General features: G+C 57.2%; 19 protein-coding genes. 7 read left to right on the forward strand and 12 right to left on the reverse strand.

Annotated elements, in window-relative coordinates; all coding sequences use genetic code 11:
* Nucleotides 1-214 precede the first annotated feature (214 nt).
* From glpQ to glpT, 4 genes are all read right to left on the reverse strand, one after another.
* Nucleotides 215-1303 (reverse strand): glycerophosphodiester phosphodiesterase, encoded by a 1089-nt coding sequence (glpQ, locus tag G5154_RS03885; RefSeq protein ID WP_005337531.1) that lies wholly within the window; start codon nucleotides 1301-1303, stop codon nucleotides 215-217.
* 104 nt (nucleotides 1304-1407) lie between these two features.
* Complete coding sequence (glpD, locus tag G5154_RS03890; RefSeq protein WP_005350869.1) at nucleotides 1408-2895, reverse strand: glycerol-3-phosphate dehydrogenase; 1488 nt, start codon at nucleotides 2893-2895, stop codon at nucleotides 1408-1410.
* Nucleotides 2896-3175: 280 nt separating this feature from the next.
* Nucleotides 3176-3934, reverse strand: a complete 759-nt coding sequence (locus tag G5154_RS03895) for a DeoR/GlpR family transcriptional regulator (protein WP_005347045.1) — start codon at nucleotides 3932-3934, stop codon at nucleotides 3176-3178.
* A 102-nt stretch (nucleotides 3935-4036) separates the two neighbouring features.
* Complete coding sequence (glpT, locus tag G5154_RS03900; RefSeq protein ID WP_005337540.1) at nucleotides 4037-5395, reverse strand: glycerol-3-phosphate transporter; 1359 nt, start codon at nucleotides 5393-5395, stop codon at nucleotides 4037-4039.
* A 490-nt stretch (nucleotides 5396-5885) separates the two neighbouring features.
* Here glpT and G5154_RS03905 point away from each other — a divergent pair, with 490 nt between their 5' ends.
* The 4 genes from G5154_RS03905 to G5154_RS03920 all read left to right on the forward strand — a co-directional run bounded on the left by G5154_RS03905 (nucleotide 5886) and on the right by G5154_RS03920 (nucleotide 10920).
* Nucleotides 5886-6734 carry an MIP/aquaporin family protein gene (locus tag G5154_RS03905; protein WP_005350866.1) on the forward strand — a complete coding sequence of 283 codons (849 nt, stop codon included), beginning with the start codon at nucleotides 5886-5888 and terminating at the stop codon, nucleotides 6732-6734.
* 54 nt (nucleotides 6735-6788) lie between these two features.
* Nucleotides 6789-8291, forward strand: coding sequence for a glycerol kinase GlpK (gene glpK / locus G5154_RS03910; RefSeq protein ID WP_005337546.1), 1503 nt, complete (start codon nucleotides 6789-6791; stop codon nucleotides 8289-8291).
* Nucleotides 8292-8516: 225 nt separating this feature from the next.
* Nucleotides 8517-10493, forward strand: a complete 1977-nt coding sequence (locus G5154_RS03915; RefSeq protein WP_421250359.1) for a methyl-accepting chemotaxis protein — start codon at nucleotides 8517-8519, stop codon at nucleotides 10491-10493.
* A gap of 193 nt (nucleotides 10494-10686) precedes the next feature.
* On the forward strand, nucleotides 10687-10920 hold the full coding sequence (locus tag G5154_RS03920) for a hypothetical protein (RefSeq protein ID WP_421250360.1): 234 nt from the start codon (nucleotides 10687-10689) through the stop codon (nucleotides 10918-10920).
* A gap of 171 nt (nucleotides 10921-11091) precedes the next feature.
* On the opposite strand, the gene G5154_RS03925 is transcribed toward G5154_RS03920, so the two are convergent.
* A complete protein-coding gene (locus G5154_RS03925; protein ID WP_421250361.1) occupies nucleotides 11092-11994 on the reverse strand; it encodes a LysR substrate-binding domain-containing protein in 903 nt (300 codons plus the stop codon).
* 193 nt (nucleotides 11995-12187) lie between these two features.
* Here G5154_RS03925 and G5154_RS03930 point away from each other — a divergent pair, with 193 nt between their 5' ends.
* A complete protein-coding gene (locus tag G5154_RS03930) occupies nucleotides 12188-12571 on the forward strand; it encodes a DUF6404 family protein (RefSeq protein ID WP_421250362.1) in 384 nt (127 codons plus the stop codon).
* 113 nt (nucleotides 12572-12684) lie between these two features.
* Here the strand turns inward: G5154_RS03930 and G5154_RS03935 are convergent, their stop codons facing one another.
* Nucleotides 12685-14193: an AbgT family transporter gene (locus tag G5154_RS03935; RefSeq protein ID WP_421250363.1), complete on the reverse strand. Its 1509-nt coding sequence runs from the start codon at nucleotides 14191-14193 to the stop codon at nucleotides 12685-12687.
* Nucleotides 14183-16153: a TonB-dependent receptor domain-containing protein gene (locus G5154_RS03940; RefSeq protein ID WP_421250364.1), complete on the reverse strand. Its 1971-nt coding sequence runs from the start codon at nucleotides 16151-16153 to the stop codon at nucleotides 14183-14185. Before G5154_RS03940 ends, G5154_RS03935 begins: the two co-directional genes overlap by 11 nt.
* A 226-nt stretch (nucleotides 16154-16379) precedes the next feature.
* Between G5154_RS03940 and G5154_RS03945 the strand changes: the two genes are divergently transcribed.
* The gene (locus tag G5154_RS03945) at nucleotides 16380-17558 is read left to right on the forward strand and encodes an MFS transporter (protein WP_421250365.1); all 1179 of its coding nucleotides are present in this window, start codon (nucleotides 16380-16382) and stop codon (nucleotides 17556-17558) included.
* A gap of 143 nt (nucleotides 17559-17701) precedes the next feature.
* Nucleotides 17702-18373 carry an NAD(P)H-dependent oxidoreductase gene (locus tag G5154_RS03950; protein WP_421250366.1) on the forward strand — a complete coding sequence of 224 codons (672 nt, stop codon included), beginning with the start codon at nucleotides 17702-17704 and terminating at the stop codon, nucleotides 18371-18373.
* Between the two features lie 100 nt (nucleotides 18374-18473).
* Here G5154_RS03950 and G5154_RS03955 read toward each other — a convergent pair whose 3' ends face one another.
* The 5 genes from G5154_RS03955 to G5154_RS03975 are packed head-to-tail and all read right to left on the reverse strand — an operon-like array spanning nucleotide 18474 to nucleotide 21992.
* Entirely contained in the window at nucleotides 18474-19082 is a 609-nt protein-coding gene (locus G5154_RS03955) for a DoxX family protein (RefSeq protein ID WP_368194582.1), read from the reverse strand.
* Nucleotides 19079-19873, reverse strand: coding sequence for a putative DNA-binding domain-containing protein (locus G5154_RS03960; RefSeq protein WP_421250367.1), 795 nt, complete (start codon nucleotides 19871-19873; stop codon nucleotides 19079-19081). Before G5154_RS03960 ends, G5154_RS03955 begins: the two co-directional genes overlap by 4 nt.
* Nucleotides 19866-20723: a DUF692 domain-containing protein gene (locus G5154_RS03965; RefSeq protein ID WP_421250368.1), complete on the reverse strand. Its 858-nt coding sequence runs from the start codon at nucleotides 20721-20723 to the stop codon at nucleotides 19866-19868. The genes G5154_RS03960 and G5154_RS03965 overlap by 8 nt, the downstream gene beginning before the upstream one ends.
* Nucleotides 20711-21040 (reverse strand): hypothetical protein, encoded by a 330-nt coding sequence (locus G5154_RS03970; RefSeq protein ID WP_128815724.1) that lies wholly within the window; start codon nucleotides 21038-21040, stop codon nucleotides 20711-20713. Before G5154_RS03970 ends, G5154_RS03965 begins: the two co-directional genes overlap by 13 nt.
* On the reverse strand, nucleotides 21033-21992 hold the full coding sequence (locus G5154_RS03975) for an MBL fold metallo-hydrolase (protein WP_421250369.1): 960 nt from the start codon (nucleotides 21990-21992) through the stop codon (nucleotides 21033-21035). The genes G5154_RS03970 and G5154_RS03975 overlap by 8 nt, the downstream gene beginning before the upstream one ends.
* Nucleotides 21993-22099: the final 107 nt, after the last annotated feature.

The raw sequence follows: 22099 nt of genomic DNA on the forward strand, positions 1-22099 counted from the left end.
ACCTCATGGGGTTGGTTCAACGCCGCTAGACTAACCGCTCTGCCGATTTCATGCCAGCGATCTGCTACGTAAAAACTGCGTAAAATGATGCAGATCCGGCACACCATGACGTGATCTGGCTATTTTCTGACAGGGCGCACACTCCCGTTGCGGGAACCTGAAACAAAAAGCGAGGCCAATTGGCCTCGCTTTGCATTCAAATGGCGCCAGAGTGCTATTTGGCAGCCTCTTGATGGGCCTTGATGACGGCCACCGCCTTGTCGGGGAAGTCACTGAACACCCCGTCCACATCGGCCTGATAGAGGAAGATGTTAAGGAGATCGGTGAAGTCCTTGGCATAGGCCGGGATCTGCCCCTCATCCTGACGGAAGGTATAGGGGTGAACTTTCAGGCCCGCAGCGTGGGCTTCTTTTACCATGCCGGTGAAGACCGGTTTGCCCAAAGTGCCCGGTTCGGTGACGATCATCGGCTTCCACGGGCCAATCCCTTCGGCATAGCTGGCGATGGTTTTCATCGCCCCCGGCTTGAACATCCAGTCATAGTTGTAGGGGGTCGCCTTGCCCTTGGCATCGTAAACCATGGTCTCGTTCCAGTCGGTCTCGGCCATCAGCTGCACCAGTTTCAGATCCATACCCATGGCGGGCATCAGTTCGCTGTTGATGCGCTTGAGTTCATCGGCATCGAAGCACTGCAGATAGACCTTGTCGTCCTTCCCGGTGTAGCCGTACTCCTTGAGCACCTTCAGCACTGCTTTGGAGATATCCTTGCCTTCGTGACGGAACAGCCAGGGCGCTTTGATCTCCGGATAGATCCCGATGTTCTTGCCGGTGCTCTTGTTGAGCCCCTGGATCATCTCGATCTCCTCCTGGAAGGTGTGGATCTTGAAGTCTGACTTCCAGAGCGGGAAGCGGGCCGGATAGACCGGCACCTGCTTGCCATCCACCAGCTGGAATGGCTCGGTCATACGCAGGGAACGCACCTCATCCAGGGTGAAATCCACTACATAGTAACGACCGTCCGGACGGGCACGACCAGGGAAGCGCGCTGCCACATCGGTGATGCCATCGAGGAAGTGATCGTGCATCACCACCAGCTGGTCATCCTTGGTCATCACCAGATCCTGCTCCAGATAGTCGGCCCCCATGCCATAGGCCAGCGCCTTGGACTCTAAAGTATGCTCGGGCAGGTAGCCGGAAGCGCCACGGTGGGCGATCACCACCTTGCCTTCATCGGCAGCCAACACGGGTAATGAGAGGGATGCCCCAAGGCTCAAGGCGATGAGGGAAACGGCGAGTTTTTTCATATGTGATGCTCTTTATTATTGTGTAGGTAATTGTTCTATCAGAGGTTTGTTGCATATTTACGGTGAAAAGCGGTGGGCAGCAGCGTACTGCCCACCGTCACACATCAGCTCGCCTTGCGCAGAGCCTGATGGTATTGGTCGAGCCAGATCTGCAGCATCTGCTGCTCTGACTCGTTCAGGCGCAGCCCAAGCTTGCTGCGACGCCAGAGGATATCGTCCAGTGAACAGGCCCACTCCCGTTCGATGAGATAGCGCACTTCCGACTCGTAGAGGCCGCCACCGAAGTGAATGCCGCGATCCTCTTTTAGCCAGAGACGGGCATGGGCGCCATAGGCCTCGGCAATGCGCAGGGCGCTGCGATCATCGAGCCAGTCAAACTCCAGCGCAAAGGCGCGGGCCAGCTCGCGTACCGAGCAGTCAAACTCGCCGCCGGGCAGACGGCTGGTCGCCGTCCAGTCATCCCCCATCTGGCTGAACCAGGGCTTGAGCTTGTTGCAGGCGGCCTGCGCCAGCTTGCGATAGGTGGTGAGTTTGCCGCCAAACACCGACAAGAGCGGCGCACCATCCGATTCGCCAGAGAGCTCGAGGGTGTAGTCGCGGGTCACCGCCTGCGGCGAGTCTGACTCGTCATCACAGAGCGGGCGCACCCCGGCGTAAGTCCAGATCACATCTTTCGGCGCAATCTGGCGAGTGAAGTGGGCGTTGACCACCTTGCACAGGTAGGTAATTTCGGCCTCGCTGATCTTCGCTTCCCGCGGGCTGCCGTGGTGCTCCACATCGGTGGTGCCGATGAGTGAGTAGTCCTGCTGATAAGGGATGACGAAGACGATGCGGTTGTCTTCGTTTTGCAGGATATAGGCCTCTTCGCGCTCATGGATGCGCGGCACTATCATGTGGCTGCCTTTAATAAGGCGAATGCCGCGGGGGGATTTCTCGTGCAGGCTCTCGTCGTAGAAGGTCTTGACCCAGGGGCCCGCCGCATTGACCAGACCACGGCAGGTGACGGTGAACTGCTCGCCCCCTTCCCGCTCCAAAGTGAGCGTCCAGTGTTTGGAACCGCGCACCGCCTTGATGCAACGGGTGCGGGTCTGCACGTCGGCCCCCTTGTCACGGGCCATCATGGCATTGAGTACCACCAGCCGGGCGTCATCGACCCAGGCGTCCGAGTATTCAAACCCCTTGTTGATCCCCGCGGTCAAGCCATCTTGCGGCAGAAAGCGCACACCGCAGCTCCCCTTGAGCTTGTCGCGCTTGGCCAGATTGTCATAGAGGAACAGACCGGCGCGGATCATCCAGGCCGGACGCAGGTGCGGGCGGTGCGGCAGGCGAAAACGCATGGGACGAGCAATGTGAGGCGCCATACCGAGCAGCACCTCACGCTCCGCCAACGCCTCTTTCACCAGCCGGAATTCGTAATGTTCGAGATAGCGCAAACCGCCGTGGATCAGCTTGCTGGAGTTGGACGAGGTGGCAGAGGCGAGATCTTGCGCCTCAAACAGGGCAACCTTCAGACCCCGTCCTGCCGCATCGGCTGCGATGCCGACCCCGTTGATGCCGCCACCGACGACGACCAGATCATAATGTTCGCTCATGTTCACCTACTTTCATTTTTATGATTGCTATAACAGCAATGTTTGATTTCGCTCATTTTAGAACATGAAAATACAACAAACGAACATTTTATGGTGAAAGTGTGATCGCCACAGCCCGCCAGAGGTGGCAAAGAGGACAGGTCAGCTGAGCAAATGGCGTCGGGCCGAAATCAGCGGGTTACTAGCCAAAAAGGGGTGAGATGAGTGCAGGAATGGGAGACAAAAAAAGAAAGGAGGCCGCCCTGACGGGCGACCGGCACAGCCTTGGCGTGTTTCGCCGTCAGCAGATGTGGCAGGCGATCTGGTGTTGCGCCATCAATCGCGTCAGCTTTTCCGGTGGCTCCTGATCGGTAAAGAGGGCGTGGATCTGGCTGAGATTGCCCAGATTGACCATGGCATTGCGACCGAACTTGGTGTGGTCGGCGGCCAGGAACACCTGACGGGAGTGAGCGATGATGGCCTGGGCAATCTTCACCTCGTGATAGTCGAAATCGAGCAGGGAGCCGTCGTTGTCGATCCCCGAAATCCCGATGACACCATAGTCCATGCGAAACTGACCGATAAAGTCGCGGGTCGCCTCCCCCACGATGCCGCCATCGCGGTTGCGGATCTCGCCACCGGCGATGATGACGGTGAAGTCATCCTTGGCCGTCAGAATGCTGGCCACGTTGAGGTTGTTGGTGACGATGCGCAGCTCGCGGTGATCGAGCAGAGCGCGGGCAATGGCTTCGGTGGTGGTGCCTATGTCGATAAAGAGCGATGAGCCGTCGGGAATATTGGCCGCGACCTCGCGGGCGATGCGCTCTTTCTCCTTGAGTTGCATCACTTTACGGGCGCTGTAGGCGGTATTGACGGTACTCGAATGCAGGGAGGCACCGCCATGATGGCGCCGGATCTTGTTCTGTTCGGCGAGATCGTTCAGATCCCGGCGAATGGTCTGGGGGCTGACGTCAAAGTGGGTCACCAGATCGTCGGTCGAGACAAATCCCTGCCGCGTCAGGACGTCCAGGATCTCCAGATGTCGTTGGGTTTGCTTCACGCTTGCACTCCGATGATGAGACAAAAAAAGGCCCCGGCAGATGCGGGGCCTTTTGGCAGTTTACCTGATCCCCTTTGGGATCAATAAGCTGAGGATCACGTTTTATGCCTTATGGGCAGCCGCTTTCTTGGCCGCAACGGCAATGTTCTCATGCTTGAGGGTCATCGCCAGCAGGATGATGGAGAGCACGCAGGAGACAGTCAGCACCATGAAGCCGCCATCCCAACCGAAATGGTCAACGGTATAACCCAGCATGGCGTTGGCTGCCACGGCGCCGCCCAGATAACCGAACAGACCGGTGAAACCTGCCGCAGTACCAGCAGCTTTCTTCGGTGCCAGCTCAAGAGCATAGAGGCCGATCAGCATGACAGGACCGTAGATCAGGAAGCCGATAGCCACCAGCGCCATCATGTCGATGGTCGGGTTGCCGGCCGGGTTGAACCAGTAAACCAGCACAGCCAGGGTCACCAGCACCATGAACAGGATACCGGCCGGTGCACGGCGGCCCTGGAACATCTTGTCAGAGATCCAGCCACACAGCAGGGTGCCAGGAATACCGGCCCACTCGTAGAGGAAGTAAGCCCAGGAGGAGTTGTCGACGGTGAAGTGCTTGGCCTCTTTCAGGTAGGTTGGCGCCCAGTCCAGCACACCGTAACGAATGAGGTAAACGAAAGCGTTGGCGATCGCGATGTACCACAGCAGTTTGTTGTGCAGCACGTACTTGACGAAGATCTCCTTGGCGGAGAACTCCTGCTCGTGGCTCTCGTTGTAATCCTTCGGATAGTCGTTCTTGTACTCCTCGATAGGAGGCAGACCGACCGATTGCGGGGTATCACGCATCACGAAGAAGGCGATCACCGCGATGGCGGCCGCCGCTGCCGCAGGCACATAGAAGGCACTGCGCCAGTCGTTGAACCAGCCCATCCCGAGGATAAACAGCGGGCCAATCATGCCGCCGCCCACGTTGTGCGCCACGTTCCAGACCGCAACCACTTCACCGCGCTCTTTCTGTGACCACCAGTGCACCATGGTGCGACCGCAGGGCGGCCAGCCCATGCCCTGTGCCCAACCGTTCAGGAACAACAGCACAAACATGATGGCAATGCTGGAGGTGGCCCAGTGCATGGTACCCATCATGAACATGATGGCAGCCGAGAGCAGCAGACCGGCGGAGAGGAAGTAACGGGCGTTGGAACGGTCAGAGACGTTCCCCATCAGGAACTTGGACAAACCGTAAGCGATGGAGACCCCGGAGAGCGCGAAACCGAGATCACCACGGGAGAAGCCCTGCTCGATCAGATAGGGCATCGCCAGACTGAAGTTTTTCCGTACCAGATAGTAGCCGGCGTAACCGAAGAAGATCCCGAAAAACACCTGCCAACGCATGCGTTTGTAGAAGGGGTCGACCTTGTCAGCCGGGAGCCTGTCGATGTGCGCCGCAGGCCTGAAGAGACTAAGCATGTTCTGCTTCCTTATTGTTGTTATGGGCGGTTGAGGATGCCCTGACCATTCCGACGAATCATGTGAGTCCACCGATTCGCAAGCGAGCCAATTGTGCTCATATACGCTCATTTAATCTGTGATGCATACTCAAATATTGCAGTTTTATTACAAAAAAAGCTCCAAATGAGCAATTACTCAGCAAGCCCTATCCCTTGTGCAGCAAGGGATAGGACTTACCCAATAAGTGGTATTTGCTAGCAATTGAGTTGCTTTACGTCACATTTTCTTAGCAATGAGTGGGATCTTGTCCACATTTCCCATGGCGGGGGGATGGTGAAATTAACGGGAAGGGTTATTTTCTCTCACGACCGATAACGAGCGAAAACGAGCACATCGTTTGCGCAAGACACAAAAACAACAGGGAAACGTTTTCGGCAGCAACGGATAGACACAAAAAAGATAAAACAGAACATCAAGCCTCTACGGGTGGATATTAAGGAACAACGTTATGAGCATACAAAGACCCAATACCCTGCTTGGCGAGTGCATCGCCGAGTTTATCGGAACCGGCCTGCTGATATTTTTCGGCGTCGGATGTGTGGCGGCACTGGTGCTGGCAGGCGCCAACTTCGGGCAGTGGGAAATCTCCATTACCTGGGGTCTGGGTGTGGCCATCGCCATCTATGTGACCGGCGGTATTTCAGGTGCCCACCTGAACCCGGCTGTAACCCTGGCGCTGATGACCTTCTGCGGTTTCGACAAGCGCAAGGTGGTGCCCTACATCATCGCCCAGATGGCCGGTGCCTTCTGCTTCGCGGCCCTTGTCTACTTCCTTTATGGTAACCTTTTCACCCAGTGGGAAGTGACCCATAACGTGGTGCGCGGCAGCGTCGAAAGCCTCGGTACTGCCGGGATCTTCTCTACCTACCCCAATGCCCTGCTGACCAACATGCAAGCTTTTGCCGTCGAGCTGGTGATCACCGCCGTACTGATGCTGGGCATCATGGCGCTGGGTGACAACAACAACGGCGCTCCCAAAGGTTTCGCCGCCGCCCTGCTGATCGGTATCCTGATCGCGGTGATCGGCGCCTCCCTTGGCCCGTTAACCGGTTTTGCCATGAACCCGGCCCGTGACTTTGGTCCGAAACTGTTCGCGTTCTTTGCTGGCTGGGGTGATGTTGCCCTGACCGGTGGCCGTGACAACCCCTACTTCTGGGTTCCGATCCTTGGCCCCATCGTTGGCGCCCAGATTGGTACTGCCCTCTATGTCAAAGTGCTGGCTCCCTGCGTCCCGGGCAACCGTGTCGTCACCACCGAGCAAGCTACCCAAACCGCCAAAGAAGAGGCTGCCGCATAAGAGCGGCCCCCTCCAACGTATAAAAACGTGGAAAATAGAAACGTGGAGAACATCATGTCTGCTGAAAAGAAATATGTCGTCGCTCTGGACCAGGGAACCACCTCTTCCCGCGCCATCGTGTTTGATCAGGATGCCAACATTGTCGGTACCTCCCAGCGCGAATTCACCCAGCACTACCCGAAAGCGGGTTGGGTAGAGCACGACCCGATGGAGATCTGGGCGACCCAATCCTCCGTCTTTACCGAAGTGCTGGCCAAGACCGGCCTTCGCAGCGAAGAGATCGCCGCCATCGGTATCACCAACCAGCGTGAAACCACCGTTGTCTGGGAAAAGGCCACCGGCAAACCCATCTACAACGCCATCGTCTGGCAGTGCCGCCGCACCGCAGCCATCTGCGAAGAGCTGAAAGCACGCGGTCTGGAAGAGTACGTCCGTGAAAACACCGGTCTGGTGCTGGATGCCTACTTCTCCGGTACCAAGGTGAAGTGGATCCTCGACAACGTGGAAGGTGCCCGCGAGAAGGCAATGAACGGCGAGCTGCTGTTCGGCACCATCGACACCTGGCTGGTCTGGAAAATGACCAATGGCGAAGTGCACGTCACCGACCCGACCAACGCCTCCCGTACCATGCTCTACAACATCCGCGAGCTGAAGTGGGACGAGAAGATGCTGGACGAGCTGGGCATCCCCATGTCCATGTTGCCGGAAGTGAAACCCTCTTCCGAAGTGTACGGCTACACCACCCGTGGCGGCGGCTCCCGCATCCCCATCGCCGGTATTGCCGGTGACCAGCAGTCTGCCCTGTTTGGCCAGCTCTGCTTTGAAAAAGGGATGGCCAAGAACACCTACGGCACCGGTTGCTTCATGCTGATGAACACCGGCACCGAGCCGGTTCGCTCCAGCAACGGCCTGCTGACTACCGTCGCCATCGGCCCGAAAGGGGAAGTGAACTACGCGCTGGAAGGGGCAGTATTCATGGGCGGCGCCACCATCCAGTGGCTGCGTGACGAGCTGAAGATCATTCACGATGCCCGCGATACTGACTACTTCGCTTCCAAGGTTGGCGATACCAACGGCGTCTATCTGGTACCGGCCTTCGTCGGTCTGGGCGCCCCCTACTGGGATCCGTATGCTCGCGGCACCATGGTCGGCCTGACCCGTGGCGCCAACCGCAACCACATCATCCGTGCCGCGCTGGAATCCATCGCCTATCAGAGCCGCGATGTGCTGGATGCGATGCAGCAGGACTCCGGCATCAAGCTGGCAGCGCTGAAAGTAGACGGCGGCGCCGTAGCCAACGACTTCCTGATGCAGTTCCAGGCTGACATGATGCACACCCCGGTGGTACGTCCGACCCGCATCGAGACTACCGCCATGGGCGCCGCCTTCCTGGCTGGTCTGGCAGTCGGCTTCTGGAAGAGCTCGGACGAGCTGGAAGACAAGTTCAGCGTGGACCGCGAGTTCATCCCGCAGATGGACAGAGACGATCGCGCCAAACGTTACAGCGGCTGGCAAAAAGCGGTTGAGCGTTCACGCCGTTGGGCTGAAGAGGATTGATCAGGCACCCGACATTCCGTTGAGATAAACACCAAAGAGGCCGACCGCAATGTCGGCCTCTCTTTTTTGCTTTCCCTTGCCGGTTTCTGCCCCCTTCCCCGCTCATTGCTCCCTCCTGTTTTTCTGCCGCCCTCTGTTGTTACCATCCGTCACAACGCAATTGAGTTCTCTATCTATAATCATCATCTGGGTCGCATATGCGACCTTATTTATGAGGAGAGCGATATGGAGAGGGCGATACACCGTTTTACACTGCACTCACTCTGGTCAGGGCTCGGGATCCGCACCCGGATCCTCGCTGGCGTGGCGATACTGATGGCCATCGCCATCAGCTGCATCACCTTGATCCTCGAGCAGATATCCCACAGTCAGGCCCAGCAGCGGGTCGAGCGCTACGAGCTGCCAAGCAGCGTGGATCGCATTGCCAACCAGCTCACAGCGCAGCTTATCCAGCACCTGACCGAAGCGCAGGCGCTGGCCAGCAACCGTTTTGTCATCGACTGGCTGACCGCTGGCATGCCAGAGCAAGAGTGGCCCGCCATGGAGCGCTACTTTCAGGATCTGCAACGGCGGATCGGCGGCAACGTCTTTATCGCCCCCCGCCAGAGCAACACCCTGATCAACTTCAGCGGCGGCCCCACCGCCCAGAAATCGCTTAGCGAATCAGACCCGAAAGATGGGTGGTTTTTCGGCTTTCTCAAACGCAGCAAACCCTATGAGCTGAACCTCGACATCTCGGATTTTGACAAGCGAGCCTCCCTCTATATCAACACCGCCGTCACCCACGAGGGCAAGACTCTGGCGGTGGCAGGCACCTCCATTGACATGAGTGCCCTGAGCAAGCTCATCAGCGGCTACCGGATCGGCAAGAGCGGTCAGGTCTATCTGGCGGACATGGAGGGCAATATCGAGATCCACCCCGAGCAGGAGGTGGAGGGGGCCGCCCACCACCAGCAATCCTTCCTCGATACCGTCAAGCGGCTTATTCCCAATGCCCGGGAACAGGTGGCCGTAGAGGCGCTAACGCTGGAGGGACAAACCTACCTCATCGCGGTGCGTTACATCCCCACCCTCAACCGGCTGCTGATTGGCGAGATCAACAGCGCCGAGCTGGAAGAGGGACTGCAGGAATCCCGCCAGCTGATCATCATGGTGTCGCTCGCCATCGGCGGGATCGCCATGCTGGCCTCCGCCTGGCTGGCTCACTCCATCAGTCGCCCCATTCGTCAGGCTGCCGATGGCATGCACCACATCACCGCCGATCGAGATCTGGCGACCCGCCTCGACTTCTCTGACGAGTCGGAGCTGGGGCTGATGGCCCAAAGCTTCAATCGGCTGATCCAGAGCCTGAACCAGAGCTTCTCCCGCTTCCAGCAGTCAGGCAGCGCCCTCTCCGCCCAGTCGTCCCAATCCATGCAGCAGGCCCAGGCACTGGCAGGAGAAGCGTGCCAGCAGGCCCAGAGCATTCAGGAGCTGACCACTGTGGTCACCACCATCGGTGACAACGCCGAGCAGATCGCCAGCCGCTCTGAAGGGGTCAACGACGTGACCCAACGCATCGCCAACCATATGCTCAGCATCGAGCAGGATGTGACCCAGAGCGCCGCGCAACTCGACAGCTTGCGCAGCAGCATCGGCAGCTCCTCGGCCCTGCTCGATGAGGTGGTGAAAGACAGCAACAACATCACCCAGATCATGAACCTCATCCGCGATGTCTCGAACCAGACCAACCTGCTCGCCCTCAATGCGGCTATCGAAGCGGCTCGGGCAGGGGATATGGGACGGGGCTTTGCGGTGGTGGCCGACGAGGTACGCCAGCTGGCGGTGCGTACCCAGACCGCCACCAAGGATGTGCAGGATCTTATCTTGCGCCTGCAGGAGGGAACCCGGCAGGCCAGCAGCTCGATGGCAGACTCCCGCAACCTGAGCGAAGAGGGATACAACCGGATGAATCAGGCCAGAGAGGTGCTGGTTGAGGCCACCAGCCAGATCAACCAGACCGCCCTCGAGATCAACGAGATCAGCGCGCTGGCGCAGGCGCAGAATCAACAGATGGGGCAAGCCAGAACCGCGCTCGACGAGCTGGCCATGGTGGCCGAACACCAGCGGGAACACGCGCAGGAGAGCAATGCTGCCAGCCGCGAACTGTTCGAACTGGCCAAAGCCATCGACGAGCAGATCCGCCAATACCGGATTGGCTAGACCCGCAGCGTCCCTCTCTCCCTCTCAATAACCAAGACGCCACCTCAGGGTGGCGTTTTCATTTTGCAAATCATTTTGCCTGCGCTCTCGAAACGGGAATGACGAGAAACAGTACAAATCACTGATAAATAACATAAAAAAATGTGGAACGGCCATTGCTTAGTGATATCAGACTCAACAGAGGGATATCGCCATGAAACCGACCACCAATCAAGCGCCCGTAGCTCACGTCGCCACTCAAAAAGAGACACTGACCCCCCGCGAAGGCACCTTCCTGATGATGGTGGCCCAGCTGGTGGTGCTCACCTGCATCGTACTGGCCGCCACCGTCGGCGGCCTCTCCTGGCAGTGGACCCTGCTGCTGGCCATTCCGCCGGTGCTCGGCGGCGCTCTGCTCAGCCGTGTATGGGGCAAGCTGCCACGGTAACTGCGCTTCACCTCACACACCTTCCCGAACAGGCGGCCGACCCTCAACTCGGCTGTCTGTTTATCTGCCGCCTGGCTGATGCTGATTGGCCGCAACGAAGGCGCGACTTGTTCTTCGCCAAGCAAACCGCAGCGACGAACCGTTCAAACAAACCGCACAAACCAACCTGCACTACAGGGTATGGCTGCCCAGCTGCTCTTTGAGAAAATCGAGCCAGACCCGCAGTCGGATATCCCGCTGGGCATCGGAGTAGAAGACCGCGTTGATGGGGCGCGAGGCGCCGCTGTTGCTGCGGGCAAGCACCTCCACCAGCGCGCCGCTCGCCCGATCCGGCCCGGTCATGAAATCCGACAGACAGACAATCCCCTGCCCCGCCAGCGCCAGCTGACGCAAGGTTTCGCCGCTGCTGGCACGCAGAGTGGGGGTGATGGCAAAGCGATCCCCCTGCTCGGCACTGAGCAGCGGCCAATGGTTGAGGTGATCGGGATGCAAAAAGCCAAGCAGCTCATGACCGCTCAGCAGATCCGCCGGTTGGCGCGGGGTGCCGCGCTCGCTCAAGTAAGCAGGAGAGGCCAGCAGCCGCAACCGCGAACGACCAAGGGGCAGCGCACGCAGGGAGGAGTCGGTCAACTCGCCGATGCGGATGGCCATGTCCACCCTCCGCTCCATCAGATTGATAAAGCCCTCCGAGCTGTGCAGCTGTAGCTCGATGGCGGGGTAGCGGCGGCGAAACTCGCCGATGATCGGCACCAGCCGGTGCAGGATAAAGGGGGTGGCCGCATCGACTCTCAACACCCCTTCGGGTTGTTCCCGGCGCATCAGCAGATGCCCCTCCGCCTCGCTCATCTCGGTCAGGATCTTCACCGCCCGCTTATAGAACCAGCTCCCCTCCTCGGTCAGGCTGACCCGGCGGGTGGTGCGATTGAGCAACACGGTTGAGAGTTTCTCCTCCAGCCGCTTGATGCCACGGCTCACCACCGAGTTGTCCATGCCGAGGTTCTCCGCCGCCTGGCGAAAACTGCCCGCCTCCACCACCGCCACAAACAGGGTCAGTTCATCAGAATGGGTCTTCATTACTGTTATCCGGACAAGAGTAATGGGCCTTTATAGGCGCAGCTGCTATGGATTAGCAAGCGTGTGGTGAGGCCTGTGCTTTTTCTACAGAGAAAGAACGTGACCGCGAGCCCACATCATGCTCGTGATTTATCTGTACAATGCAGCCCAAAAGGCACCGTATGGCACTATTTATTTCACAAGGATGAATAACATGACATTTGAAGAGCGGCTGGCCGCCGCCCATCAGGAGCTGGCAAACAAAGGGGTATGGCATTCCAACTACAATCCCCCCTTGTTCTGGTTGTTGCGCCAACTGGGTTGGTCTGTCAAACCGCCTCAGTACGAGGGCAGGCTTACCAACTTTCTGGTATTTGGCATCGGCCTTGGCCTGATCTGGAGCATTCTGTTGTGGTTTTTCAGCTGGCAACCCTTAGAGATAGACCCACTATTTGCCCTACGCCAGACAGCCCTGTTTGCCGGATTAACAGGCATCATCATGGCGAGTCTCTTCAGGCTACGCTCCAGGCAGCTTAAACTGACCCCTTGGGAAAGATTGCCATCCTCGGCAACAGATATCACAAAGCAACCGGATTGATAATCCGTTGGCATTGTTATGAAGCAGGAGTTCTGGGCACATATTGCCTTTGCCCGTCAGAAATCAGGTTGAAAAGAGCCCCTCATTGGAATGAGGGGCATGACAATCTCCTGCTACATCCCCATGGGCCACTGCAATACATATACCCAGAACAGCAAGAGGGCCGTCCATGCAAACAAGAACGCCATGCTAAACGGCAACATTAATGACATTAATGTGCCTAACTTGGCATTTTTGTCATAGTCTTGCGCCGTCGCCAATATAAGCCCCAAGTAGCCAAACAGTGGACTAATGATATTGGTTACCGAGTCACCGATTCTGAATGCAGCTTGGGTCACCTCCAAAGGTATATCTACATAGAACAGTGATGGTATAAGCACTGGCGCCATAAGGCTCCACTGGACAACAGGTGAACCCATAAAGAGATTGAGGAACGCACAGAGAATAACAACCAGTAGCAAAATGAATGCAGGATGCAATGACAGATCTGCAACCATGTTACTCATCGACATGGCCAACACGCCTGAAAGTTGGCTTAACTTGAATATATATATCAGCTGGGATGCCACAAAAATAATCAGCAAAAATAATCCTAGCTGACTTAAACTCTTTTGGCATGCCTTGATGAGATCTTGCTCACCCCGAAAACTACCAGATAGATAACCGTAAGTTAAACCACTCAAGCCAAAAGTAATAGAAATAACTATTGGTAGACCACTAATGATCTCGCTGCGAGCGAGTTGCTGCCCTTCATTGGGTGCCAGCCAATTCCCCGGCACTGCCGCCGATAAAACAAAGAAGATGATCGCAGAAAGAAATACGCTACCAGAAGCCAGCATGGCCCTGTCATTTTTCTTATTGCAGGGAATATCATGGCTAATTAGATGACTATCAGTAGCATCATTATCAATTAGCCGATGCTGCCGTTTTTCTACTACCATGATAGAAATAAAAGACCCCACTGCGACTAATAGAAGGACACTGGCACTCATAAAAAAGTAATTCGCCAATGGGCTAACACTGTATTCAGGATCGATGAGCTGGGCTGCCGATGTAGTGATACCAGCAATCACCACATCATAGGTTGTAATGAATATAGTTGCATGCGTCCCTCCCGCGACACCGGCAAAAGCCGTTGCAAGTCCGACCAAGGGTGAGCGACCCGCAGCCTGATAGGCACGGCACGCCAGAGGTATCAAAACAATATAACCAACTGCGCCAACCACATTCGAAACTATCCCCAGAGCTATAATGCTGATGGTCAGTTGCCATTTTCCAGTTTTATTTACTAACCGTTGCACCGAGTAGCTAATCAATCCGGAAGAGTCAGCAAGCCCGATACCTATCGTCGCTATAATGACTATGCCCAAAGGAGGGAAGTTAATAAACTCTTTAACACTGCCACCAAGCCATTCTCGAATACCGGCCAATGACAGCATATTATGAACGTACTGAGTGTTCTCGCCAGGCAGGGTGTAAGAGAGTTGTGCTTTGGCAGCAATAAAAGAGACGACCATGACTATCAAAGATAGCCAAATGAACAAGAACACCGGATGGGGAAGTCGATTTCCCCATCGCTCAATACTATCAAAAACAGACCTTTTCATGGTTTTAGAATTCATAATTAATGCCGGTATAATAAGTTCTTCCCTGAATGACCTCAGTGTACGTATCCGGGCTGGACACATCTTTATTCATCAGGTTGTTAACCCCCATCTTCAGTGCCACTCCATTGGCAAGGTCGTAACTCATGCCAAGATCCAGGGTGGTATATGGATCAGACACATCATTATTGCCAAGCTCGCCACGCACTTCACTACGATAATGCAACCGAGTGAAAATATTTAATGCATAGTTAGCATACCATGTCGCCTTGAGCGAAGCTTCATGCTCTGACGTACCAACCAGTCTGTCTCCGGAATAATCATCTTTTGCATCAAGATATGTATATGAAGCATCCAGACCAATATATTCCCATTGATGCGTAGCAGACAGTTCCAAGCCTTTCAGAGTTGCCTTGTCTATATTGACGAAGGTGTAGTCACCATTTTTTTTCTTTGCTTGTTGAATAATGTCATCAACCTGATTATAGAATACTGTTGCGCTGGCTAACGTAGTACCATTGGTATAATACATCCCCAATTCACTGAATGTGCCAGTTTCTGCTTTCAGGGCCGAGTTACCATAAATATTACAGCGACCGCCACAGCCAGGAGCTGAATAATATGGGGATATTTGAGCCAGGCTGGGTGCTTTAAATGCCGTCCCCACACCAGCTTTCATACTCCAGTTCTCAGCTACCCCTTGGGTGAGATAGCCACGGTAGGTAAACTCGCTGCCAAACAATGAATCATGATCATATCGCCCACCCAGGGTCAAGGTAGTTGCGTCAGTCAATGCATGATTGGATTCAACGTAAGCTGCAGAACTCTTTCTGTCTGCGGAGCCCCCCTTAAAACTAATATTGTCTACTTTGGCATTGCGGGTTTCAGTGCCAAACGTAATGTCATATTGATTGAACGATAATATGGCTTTGGCATCACCACCATAATTATGCTCAGTACTATTTGATGTGAGGAGATCATACTGGACATCAAAGTCACTGTAATAGAGATTGGCATCGACGTTCAGTCGTGAGGATTGGTAGCCATATCCTAGCGTGTAGCTTTGCAGACGGCGTTGCTGTTCATAATACCGATTGTTGAACATCGCAGTACCCAACTGCTCTTCATTGGATAGCTGAATATCAAGCGATAATGAATGCTGGTCATTAATAGCAAGATCGAAAGTATTTACCAAGTTGTAGTTTTCTTGCCCGCGACGCTTGGTCGCATCAGGGTAGTCAGCATAAAATGACTCGGCGATATCCAGATAGTTGCCATATACGGTATAACTCAATGCATCGTTGACAGGCATGGAGTAATACAATCCATAAACCTGGCCATTACCACCTCGATCACCCTGGTTGTATTGCCCTTCAACACTCATTGCCCCTTCAGCAGCACCATTGTGTTTGCGCGTTATCACATTCACAACGCCCCCCATGGTATCGGCACCGTAAAGGGTAGACATCGGGCCACGAATAACTTCGACTCTATCAACGGCTACTGTAGGGGTAAGGCTTAATGCACTGTCACTGCCACGCCAAAGCGCTTCTTTGGTATAAGAACGGCGACCATTCAACAACACTTGCGTGTAATCATTGCTCAGGCCACGAATGCGAATGCTACGGGAACCATTAGCCTGGGTTGATATATTGACGCCCGGAGCATCGACCAAAAGATCACCGACATCCCCCGTCATTTGATATTTACTCTGCTCCTGACCATCGATCAAGGTCATGGTTGCAGGGGCTTCAAGAAGATTTTTTTCCTTTCCAGCGGTTGCTGTTACCACCATGGTTTCATCAGCAATATTCTCGGCAATTGCAACATGTGCAGGAAGTATCAGTGCACTCAATATGTAAGGCGTTCGGACTTTTAGATTATTTATATTCATTTTAAGTGATTTATTATACGATAAATTGCGCATTATAATGGAAATTATTATCATTTTGCATTGTTTTTCATTACTGATATTCATGGGTGATTAAAAAACGGCTTTATGACCCAAATCAGCCTATTAGTCGTTACTTCCTCTATCCCGGATTACCGGTGTCCTTTTCTCAACCGTTCCTGCCGCCTGATACGCCTTATCATTGCTGCTGATTTGGCAAAAGTAATTTGATGTTGTCATCATTTTTGCCAACAAAACCCATCGGCATACTGGCGCCATTCTCCCGTCGGGAGTCCCTAACCAAGGAGTTGTTATGCCACTGGCGTTATTTGCCCTTACCCTGAGTGCCTTTGCGATCGGCACCACCGAATTTGTGATCGTGGGGCTTATCCCCACCATCGCCGAGCAGCTCAATGTCTCGCTCCCCTCGGCGGGCCTGTTGGTCAGCCTCTATGCCCTTGGCGTAGCCATCGGTGCCCCTGTGCTCACGGCTCTCACCGGCAAGGTGCCGCGCAAGTGGCTGCTGGTAGGGCTGATGGCGCTCTTTACCGCCGGCAACCTGCTGGCCTGGCAGGCCCCCGGTTACGAGAGCCTGATCGTGGCCCGCATCCTGACCGGATTGGCGCACGGAGTCTTCTTCTCGGTGGGCAGCACCATCGCCACGGGTCTTGTGGCAAAAGAGAAGGCGGCGAGCGCCATCGCCATCATGTTCAGCGGCCTCACCGTGGCGCTGGTGACCGGCGTACCGCTCGGCACCTGGATTGGTCAGGTCTTTGGCTGGCGTGAAACCTTTCTGGTGGTAAGCCTGCTGGGTCTGGTCGCCATGGTGGGCAGCCTGTTGCAGATCCCGAGCAACCTGCCCAAAGGGGCGGCCTCCACCATCCGCGAGCAGCTCTCGGTACTGACCAAAAAACCGCTGCTGCTGATCTACGCCAAAACCGCCCTCGGTTATGGCGGCGCCTTCACGGCGTTTACCTTCCTTGCCCCCATCCTGCAGCAGGTGAGCGGCTTTAGCGCCGGTGCGGTGAGCCTGATCCTGCTGGTCTACGGGGTATCGGTCGCCGTCGGCAATATCTGGGGTGGCAAGCTGGCCGACAAGATGGGCCCCCTGCCTGCGCTCAAGCTGCTGTTTGCCGGTCTGGCGCTGGTGCTGCTGGCCCTCACCTTCACCGCACCCCATCCGGTGCTGGCCGTGCTCACCGTGCTGGTGTGGGGCGCCTTTGCCTTCGGCAACGTGCCGGGTCTGCAGGTACTGGTGGTGAAGCAGGCCGAACTGCACACCCCCAAGGCGGTGGACGTGGCCTCCGGCCTCAATATCGCCGCCTTCAACGTCGGCATTGCGCTGGGATCTGTGGTTGGTGGTTTTGTGGTAGAGCACCTCGGCCTGATGCACACCCCCTGGATCGGCGCCCTTATCGTGCTGCTGGCCTACGGGTTGACCCATGTCAGCGAGCGCCGCGAAGCCCTCCGGCTCGCCGCCTGTCAAGCATAAGCTGCGCCAGCAGGCGTCACCCAAGGGCGTGGCGCCTGCTGCAATCGGTGCGGCAGGCTTCTATGCTGTGACACAGCCTCAAGCCCTCAACTGTTTCAGTAACCAAGCCGGTCACCCTCGCATCATTTGCCACGGAGTCTGTTATGAAGGTGCTTATCGTCTATGCCCATCCCGAACCCAAAAGCTTCAACGGTGCCCTCTTCTGCCACGCCATCAGGGCGCTGGAGCAGGCAGGCCACACAGTGATGACCAGCAATCTCTATGCCATGGGCTTTGATCCCGTCTCGGATCGGCGCAACTTCACTGCCGCCAGCGATCCCGATTTTCTCAAGCTGCAGCTTGAAGAGCTGGCTGCCACCGAGCAGGGCAGCTTTGCCCCGCAGCTGGAGCAGGAGATGCAAAAGCTGGAGGCGGCCGATCTGCTGATCTTCCAGTTTCCGCTCTGGTGGTTTGGCCTGCCCGCCATCCTCAAGGGGTGGGTGGATCGGGTCTTTGCCATGGGGCGGGTCTACGGTCAGGGCCATATCTACGAGAGCGGCAAGTTTCGCGGCAAGCGGGCGTTGCTGAGCCTCACCACCGGCGGCCCCGCCGAGGCCTATCTGCCCGACGGCTTCAACGGCGATATCGACGGGGTGCTGCGCCCCATCCAGCGCGGGATCCTGCAATTTGTCGGCTTCGACGTGCTGCGCCCCCATATCTGCTATGCCCCGGTGCGGGTCTCGCAAGAAGAGCGGGAAGCCTGGCTCGCCCAGTGGGCCGAACGCCTTGGCCAGATTGAGCAGGAGTCCCCCATCGCAGTCGGCCGCTACCAGTAGTAGCTGACGCCCCCCAAAGCACAAAAACAGCGAGCAGCCCCCGGCCGCTCGCTGTTTTTCACGCTCTGTCGTTATGGTTTTTGTTATCCGTGGGCAAGCATTATGCCGCCTGTGGTACGCCTGCTTTGCCGGTCACCGCCCGCTTGAGCCAGTAGTCGAGGCTGACGTAGCGGCCCCCGCCGTAAACCAGCAGCACCAGCAGCATCACGAAGTAGGTGGCGGCAAACTCCATCCCGTTGTTGAGCATCACGGGATCCCCGAGCTCGGTGATGTAGTTGTAGCGACCGGGGAAGTTGGCGGCCAGCCACTCGATAAAGCCGTTGAGGCGCACAGTAGCCTCCATGCTGCCGGTGGCGATGGCATCCCAGCCGTGCTTCCAGTGAACCATGGCGCTCGCCACGCTCATCAGGAAGATGGTGGGAATGGCCATGATACGGGTAAAGAGGCCAAGGGCGATGCAGATGCAGCCCAGCACCTCGGTGCCAGCCGCCAGAAAGGCGAGCAGGGTCGGGAACGGCAGGTTGAGCCCCCCTTCCGAGACTGGCGCACCAAACCAGGCGACGGTGCCGGCAAAGCCCATCACCTTGGAGTGGGCCCCCACATAGATGACCGGAATGAGATAGAGACGAATGGCCAGCAGGGCTAGAAAATCGAGCCGCTTGCACTGGGCCACCGCCCGCTCGTACCACTGGATCAGAGTGTTGTTCATGGGAATTCTCCTTGGTGTTTGCTAAATGAGGGCAAGGGAGTGTCAGGCTGGCGCTCGCCAACGGACAAGGTCAGCAGACCCAGCCGGTGAAAATGGCGAGCCCACTCGCTCAGATCAAAATCGCGGCGAACCTGTTGCACCTGCTGCTGGAACGCGGCTTGGGTGATCCCAGGTTGCTGTTGCAGCAACTGGATCAGCGCCACATCCCATTCGCGCAAGCGCTGGGTCACCACCTGATGTTCCGGGCTGCGAAACAGGCCATAGAAGTGGTTGCCCTGCCGAGTCGGCACCACGCCGCTGCGACGAATGGCAAAGGGGAGCTCAAGCAGTTGCAGGGTGGGATTGAGCACAAGCGGACTCTCCGCCGTCACCTCCTCCCCCGATATAACTTGCGGCACTACCCCTTCATCAATCTCGACACAGAGGCAGGCCCACTCGTACTCCAGCAGTGCCAGCCGCTGCCTGGGCATGTTGAGCGTGCCCTCGCCGTGGCGATGCTGCACATAGCGGACCAACTCGGTGGCGATATGGTGAAACTCGGGGGCCTCGGCGCCGTGCTGGATAACAAAGCCCTCTACCAGCTGCCACCTGTCCACCGGCGCCCAGTGAGCGTGGGTGAGCGGAAAAGCGCTCTCCAGCACCGACTCCACATTGGCGCGCACGCTGCGGGCATAGTGGCTGGCAATGCCATCCTGCGGCAGCCGCACCCGGCTCGCCAGCCAGGCGGTCTGCTGCTGCATCCGCTGCGGCGCCGTTTTGGGCGCAGTGATCAGGGATAACCGTCTATCCATAACGCACCTCCCGCACCTGACGGTCGATCGCCTCGCAACAGGCGCCGTGCACCCGCGCCAGCTCGGCCTCCAGCTCTGCCAGCGGTGGCAGATGGTGATCCCGCTCCAGCAACAGGGGGCGCAAACCGTGGGTCTGCACCGTATAACGGGTCAGCGCCACCACCTCCTCACAGACCGGACGACCATGGGTATCCAGCAAGGTGCCATCCGCCTCTTCCAGATGACCGGCGATATGGAAGTAACGGATCGCATTGCCCGGCAGCCCGGCGATCATCCGCTTGGGGCAGTAACCGTGGTTGCGGCTGTTCACAAAAACGTTGTTGATATCGAGCAACAGCTCGCAACCGCTGCGCGCCACCAGCTCGGCGAGAAAATCCTCCTCCGCCATCTCGTGGTCATAGCCGTGGTAGTAGGAGATATTTTCCAGCACCAGCGGGCGGGCCAGCGCCTCCTGCACCTGCGCGATCCGCTCTGCCAGATAGGGGATGTTCTCCCACTGACGCGGCACCGGTAATAGCTCGTAGAGATAACCCTGTTGGTCGCGGGAAAAGCTCAAATGCTCGCTATAGATCTCGATGCCAAACTCGTCCAGAAAGGTGCGGATCTGGCTGAGCAGGGTGCGATTGAGGGGCTGGCAATCGCCGAGAGAGAGGCTGAGGCCGTGGGCCACCAGCGGGTAACGCTCGGCCAGCTGATGCAGCTGCGCCCGCTTGGCGCCGCCGATGGCCATCCAGTTCTCCGGCGCCAGCTCGAGAAAGTCGATGCCGGGGCGGACGGGGCCGGAGCAGAGCGCATCCAGATGCTCCTGGCGCAGCCCGATCCCCCGACTGCGGGAGCTTATTGGCCGCATACCCCCTCCGTCATCTTGCTGCTCTTGCTGGCTCTGTCGCCATCAATCCCCTCGCCCGCCACGCCACACTTGCCATCGCGAGCGCGCACCAGTCGACCCTGCGGATCACTGTCGAGGGTTTGCTTTTCAAAGCGCTTCTCGGTGCCGCACTTGCCCGCCGCACACTTGCCGCCGTGCTGTTCGCTGGGGGCGGCCTTGACCGGCGCATCGCTCGGGGTGGCCGCCAGCGCAAGTCCCGGGGTCAGGGCAATCAGGCTGGTCATGGCGATGGAGAGGGTCAGTTTGCCGGTGGTTTTGTTGCTGCTTGAGTTACTCATGAGCGGACTCCTTGACTGCTGAAACGGGGTAACTGGAGAGATCGCGGGCGGCCACGATCTGGCCGTGGAACTGCTGCTTGACGATGGCCATCGCCTCTTTCTTGTGATTGAGGCCAACCCCCATCCAGTGGTTGAGCACCAGCAGCTTGGGGTTCACCTCGGCGGCAATTTTGGCCACCACAGATGGCTTGGCATGGAGCGAGGCGGAGACAGGGTCGGCCCCTTCGTGGATGGCGAGCGGCATCACCAGAATGTCGGCCCCCTTGGCAAACGGCACAAAGGCCGGGTTGCTGCCGTTCTGATCCGCCGAGATAACGATGCTCCCCTCGGCGCTCTCGATGCGATAGGCCAGACAGGGCACGTCACCGTGAGGGATGCCGAGTGCAGTGATGGTCAGCCCATCCTGCTGATAGACGGTATGGGGCTGCGGGCTCTGGTAGGGCACATCGTGCAAGGTGATGGGGAAGAGGCCATCGGTGCCATCCTTGAAGCCGCTCAGGTAGGCATAAGCGCCCTTGTCCTTGTTGAAGAGGGCATCAAAGTAGCCGCTCATGCTGGGAAAGGCCGAGCCTGCCTCTGGCCCCGCCAGATCCAGCGGATCGCTGCGCTTGAAGAAGTAGGCCCCCTTGAGCAGGGCAGGCAGGTCGGTCACATGATCGGTGTGAAAGTGGGTGATGCCGATAAAATCGACCTCTTCGAGCTTGGCCCCCGCCTGGCCGAAGCGCAGGTAGACGCCGCCACCGGCATCGATCAGGATGCGGGATTTCCCCTTCCACCAGATCACCTCGCTGGAGGAGGCACGCAGATCGTCGGAGATGGGGCCACCACTGCCGAGCACCTGCAGGGTGAAGGCTTTATCCAGTGGCGTCAGTTGTACCGGTTCGGCACAGGCCGGGGCGACGGTGAGCGCGCACCCGATGGCCAGCGCCACCGCTTTCAATCTCTGTTTCATCACAATTACCTGTCGGTTGGTTGTCGGTTGAAAGTGTGTCGTTTAAAGAGGGGGAGAGAGGGGCCGATGGCGACGTATGAACGCCAACCACCGGCCGTGGCGGGGCG

It is taken from the genome of Aeromonas sp. 600527 (assembly GCF_049175415.1).
Taxonomy (GTDB): Bacteria; Pseudomonadota; Gammaproteobacteria; order Enterobacterales; family Aeromonadaceae; genus Aeromonas; species Aeromonas veronii_A.

Bases quoted from the DNA above. Each gene is read 5' to 3' on its own strand.
- G5154_RS03960 (WP_421250367.1), bottom strand. From the start codon at position 19,873: ATGGATAGACGGTTATCCCTGATCACTGCGCCCAAAACGGCGCCGCAG.
- G5154_RS03905 (WP_005350866.1), top strand. From the start codon at position 5,886: ATGAGCATACAAAGACCCAATACCCTGCTTGGCGAGTGCATCGCCGAG.
- G5154_RS03935 (WP_421250363.1), bottom strand. From the start codon at position 14,193: ATGAATTCTAAAACCATGAAAAGGTCTGTTTTTGATAGTATTGAGCGA.
- glpQ (WP_005337531.1), bottom strand. From the start codon at position 1,303: ATGAAAAAACTCGCCGTTTCCCTCATCGCCTTGAGCCTTGGGGCATCC.
- G5154_RS03945 (WP_421250365.1), top strand. From the start codon at position 16,380: ATGCCACTGGCGTTATTTGCCCTTACCCTGAGTGCCTTTGCGATCGGC.
- G5154_RS03950 (WP_421250366.1), top strand. From the start codon at position 17,702: ATGAAGGTGCTTATCGTCTATGCCCATCCCGAACCCAAAAGCTTCAAC.
- G5154_RS03965 (WP_421250368.1), bottom strand. From the start codon at position 20,723: ATGCGGCCAATAAGCTCCCGCAGTCGGGGGATCGGGCTGCGCCAGGAG.
- G5154_RS03920 (WP_421250360.1), top strand. From the start codon at position 10,687: ATGAAACCGACCACCAATCAAGCGCCCGTAGCTCACGTCGCCACTCAA.
- glpT (WP_005337540.1), bottom strand. From the start codon at position 5,395: ATGCTTAGTCTCTTCAGGCCTGCGGCGCACATCGACAGGCTCCCGGCT.
- G5154_RS03925 (WP_421250361.1), bottom strand. From the start codon at position 11,994: ATGAAGACCCATTCTGATGAACTGACCCTGTTTGTGGCGGTGGTGGAG.
- G5154_RS03955 (WP_368194582.1), bottom strand. From the start codon at position 19,082: ATGAACAACACTCTGATCCAGTGGTACGAGCGGGCGGTGGCCCAGTGC.
- G5154_RS03915 (WP_421250359.1), top strand. From the start codon at position 8,517: ATGGAGAGGGCGATACACCGTTTTACACTGCACTCACTCTGGTCAGGG.
- G5154_RS03975 (WP_421250369.1), bottom strand. From the start codon at position 21,992: ATGAAACAGAGATTGAAAGCGGTGGCGCTGGCCATCGGGTGCGCGCTC.
- glpK (WP_005337546.1), top strand. From the start codon at position 6,789: ATGTCTGCTGAAAAGAAATATGTCGTCGCTCTGGACCAGGGAACCACC.
- G5154_RS03970 (WP_128815724.1), bottom strand. From the start codon at position 21,040: ATGAGTAACTCAAGCAGCAACAAAACCACCGGCAAACTGACCCTCTCC.
- glpD (WP_005350869.1), bottom strand. From the start codon at position 2,895: ATGAGCGAACATTATGATCTGGTCGTCGTCGGTGGCGGCATCAACGGG.
- G5154_RS03930 (WP_421250362.1), top strand. From the start codon at position 12,188: ATGACATTTGAAGAGCGGCTGGCCGCCGCCCATCAGGAGCTGGCAAAC.
- G5154_RS03940 (WP_421250364.1), bottom strand. From the start codon at position 16,153: ATGAATATCAGTAATGAAAAACAATGCAAAATGATAATAATTTCCATT.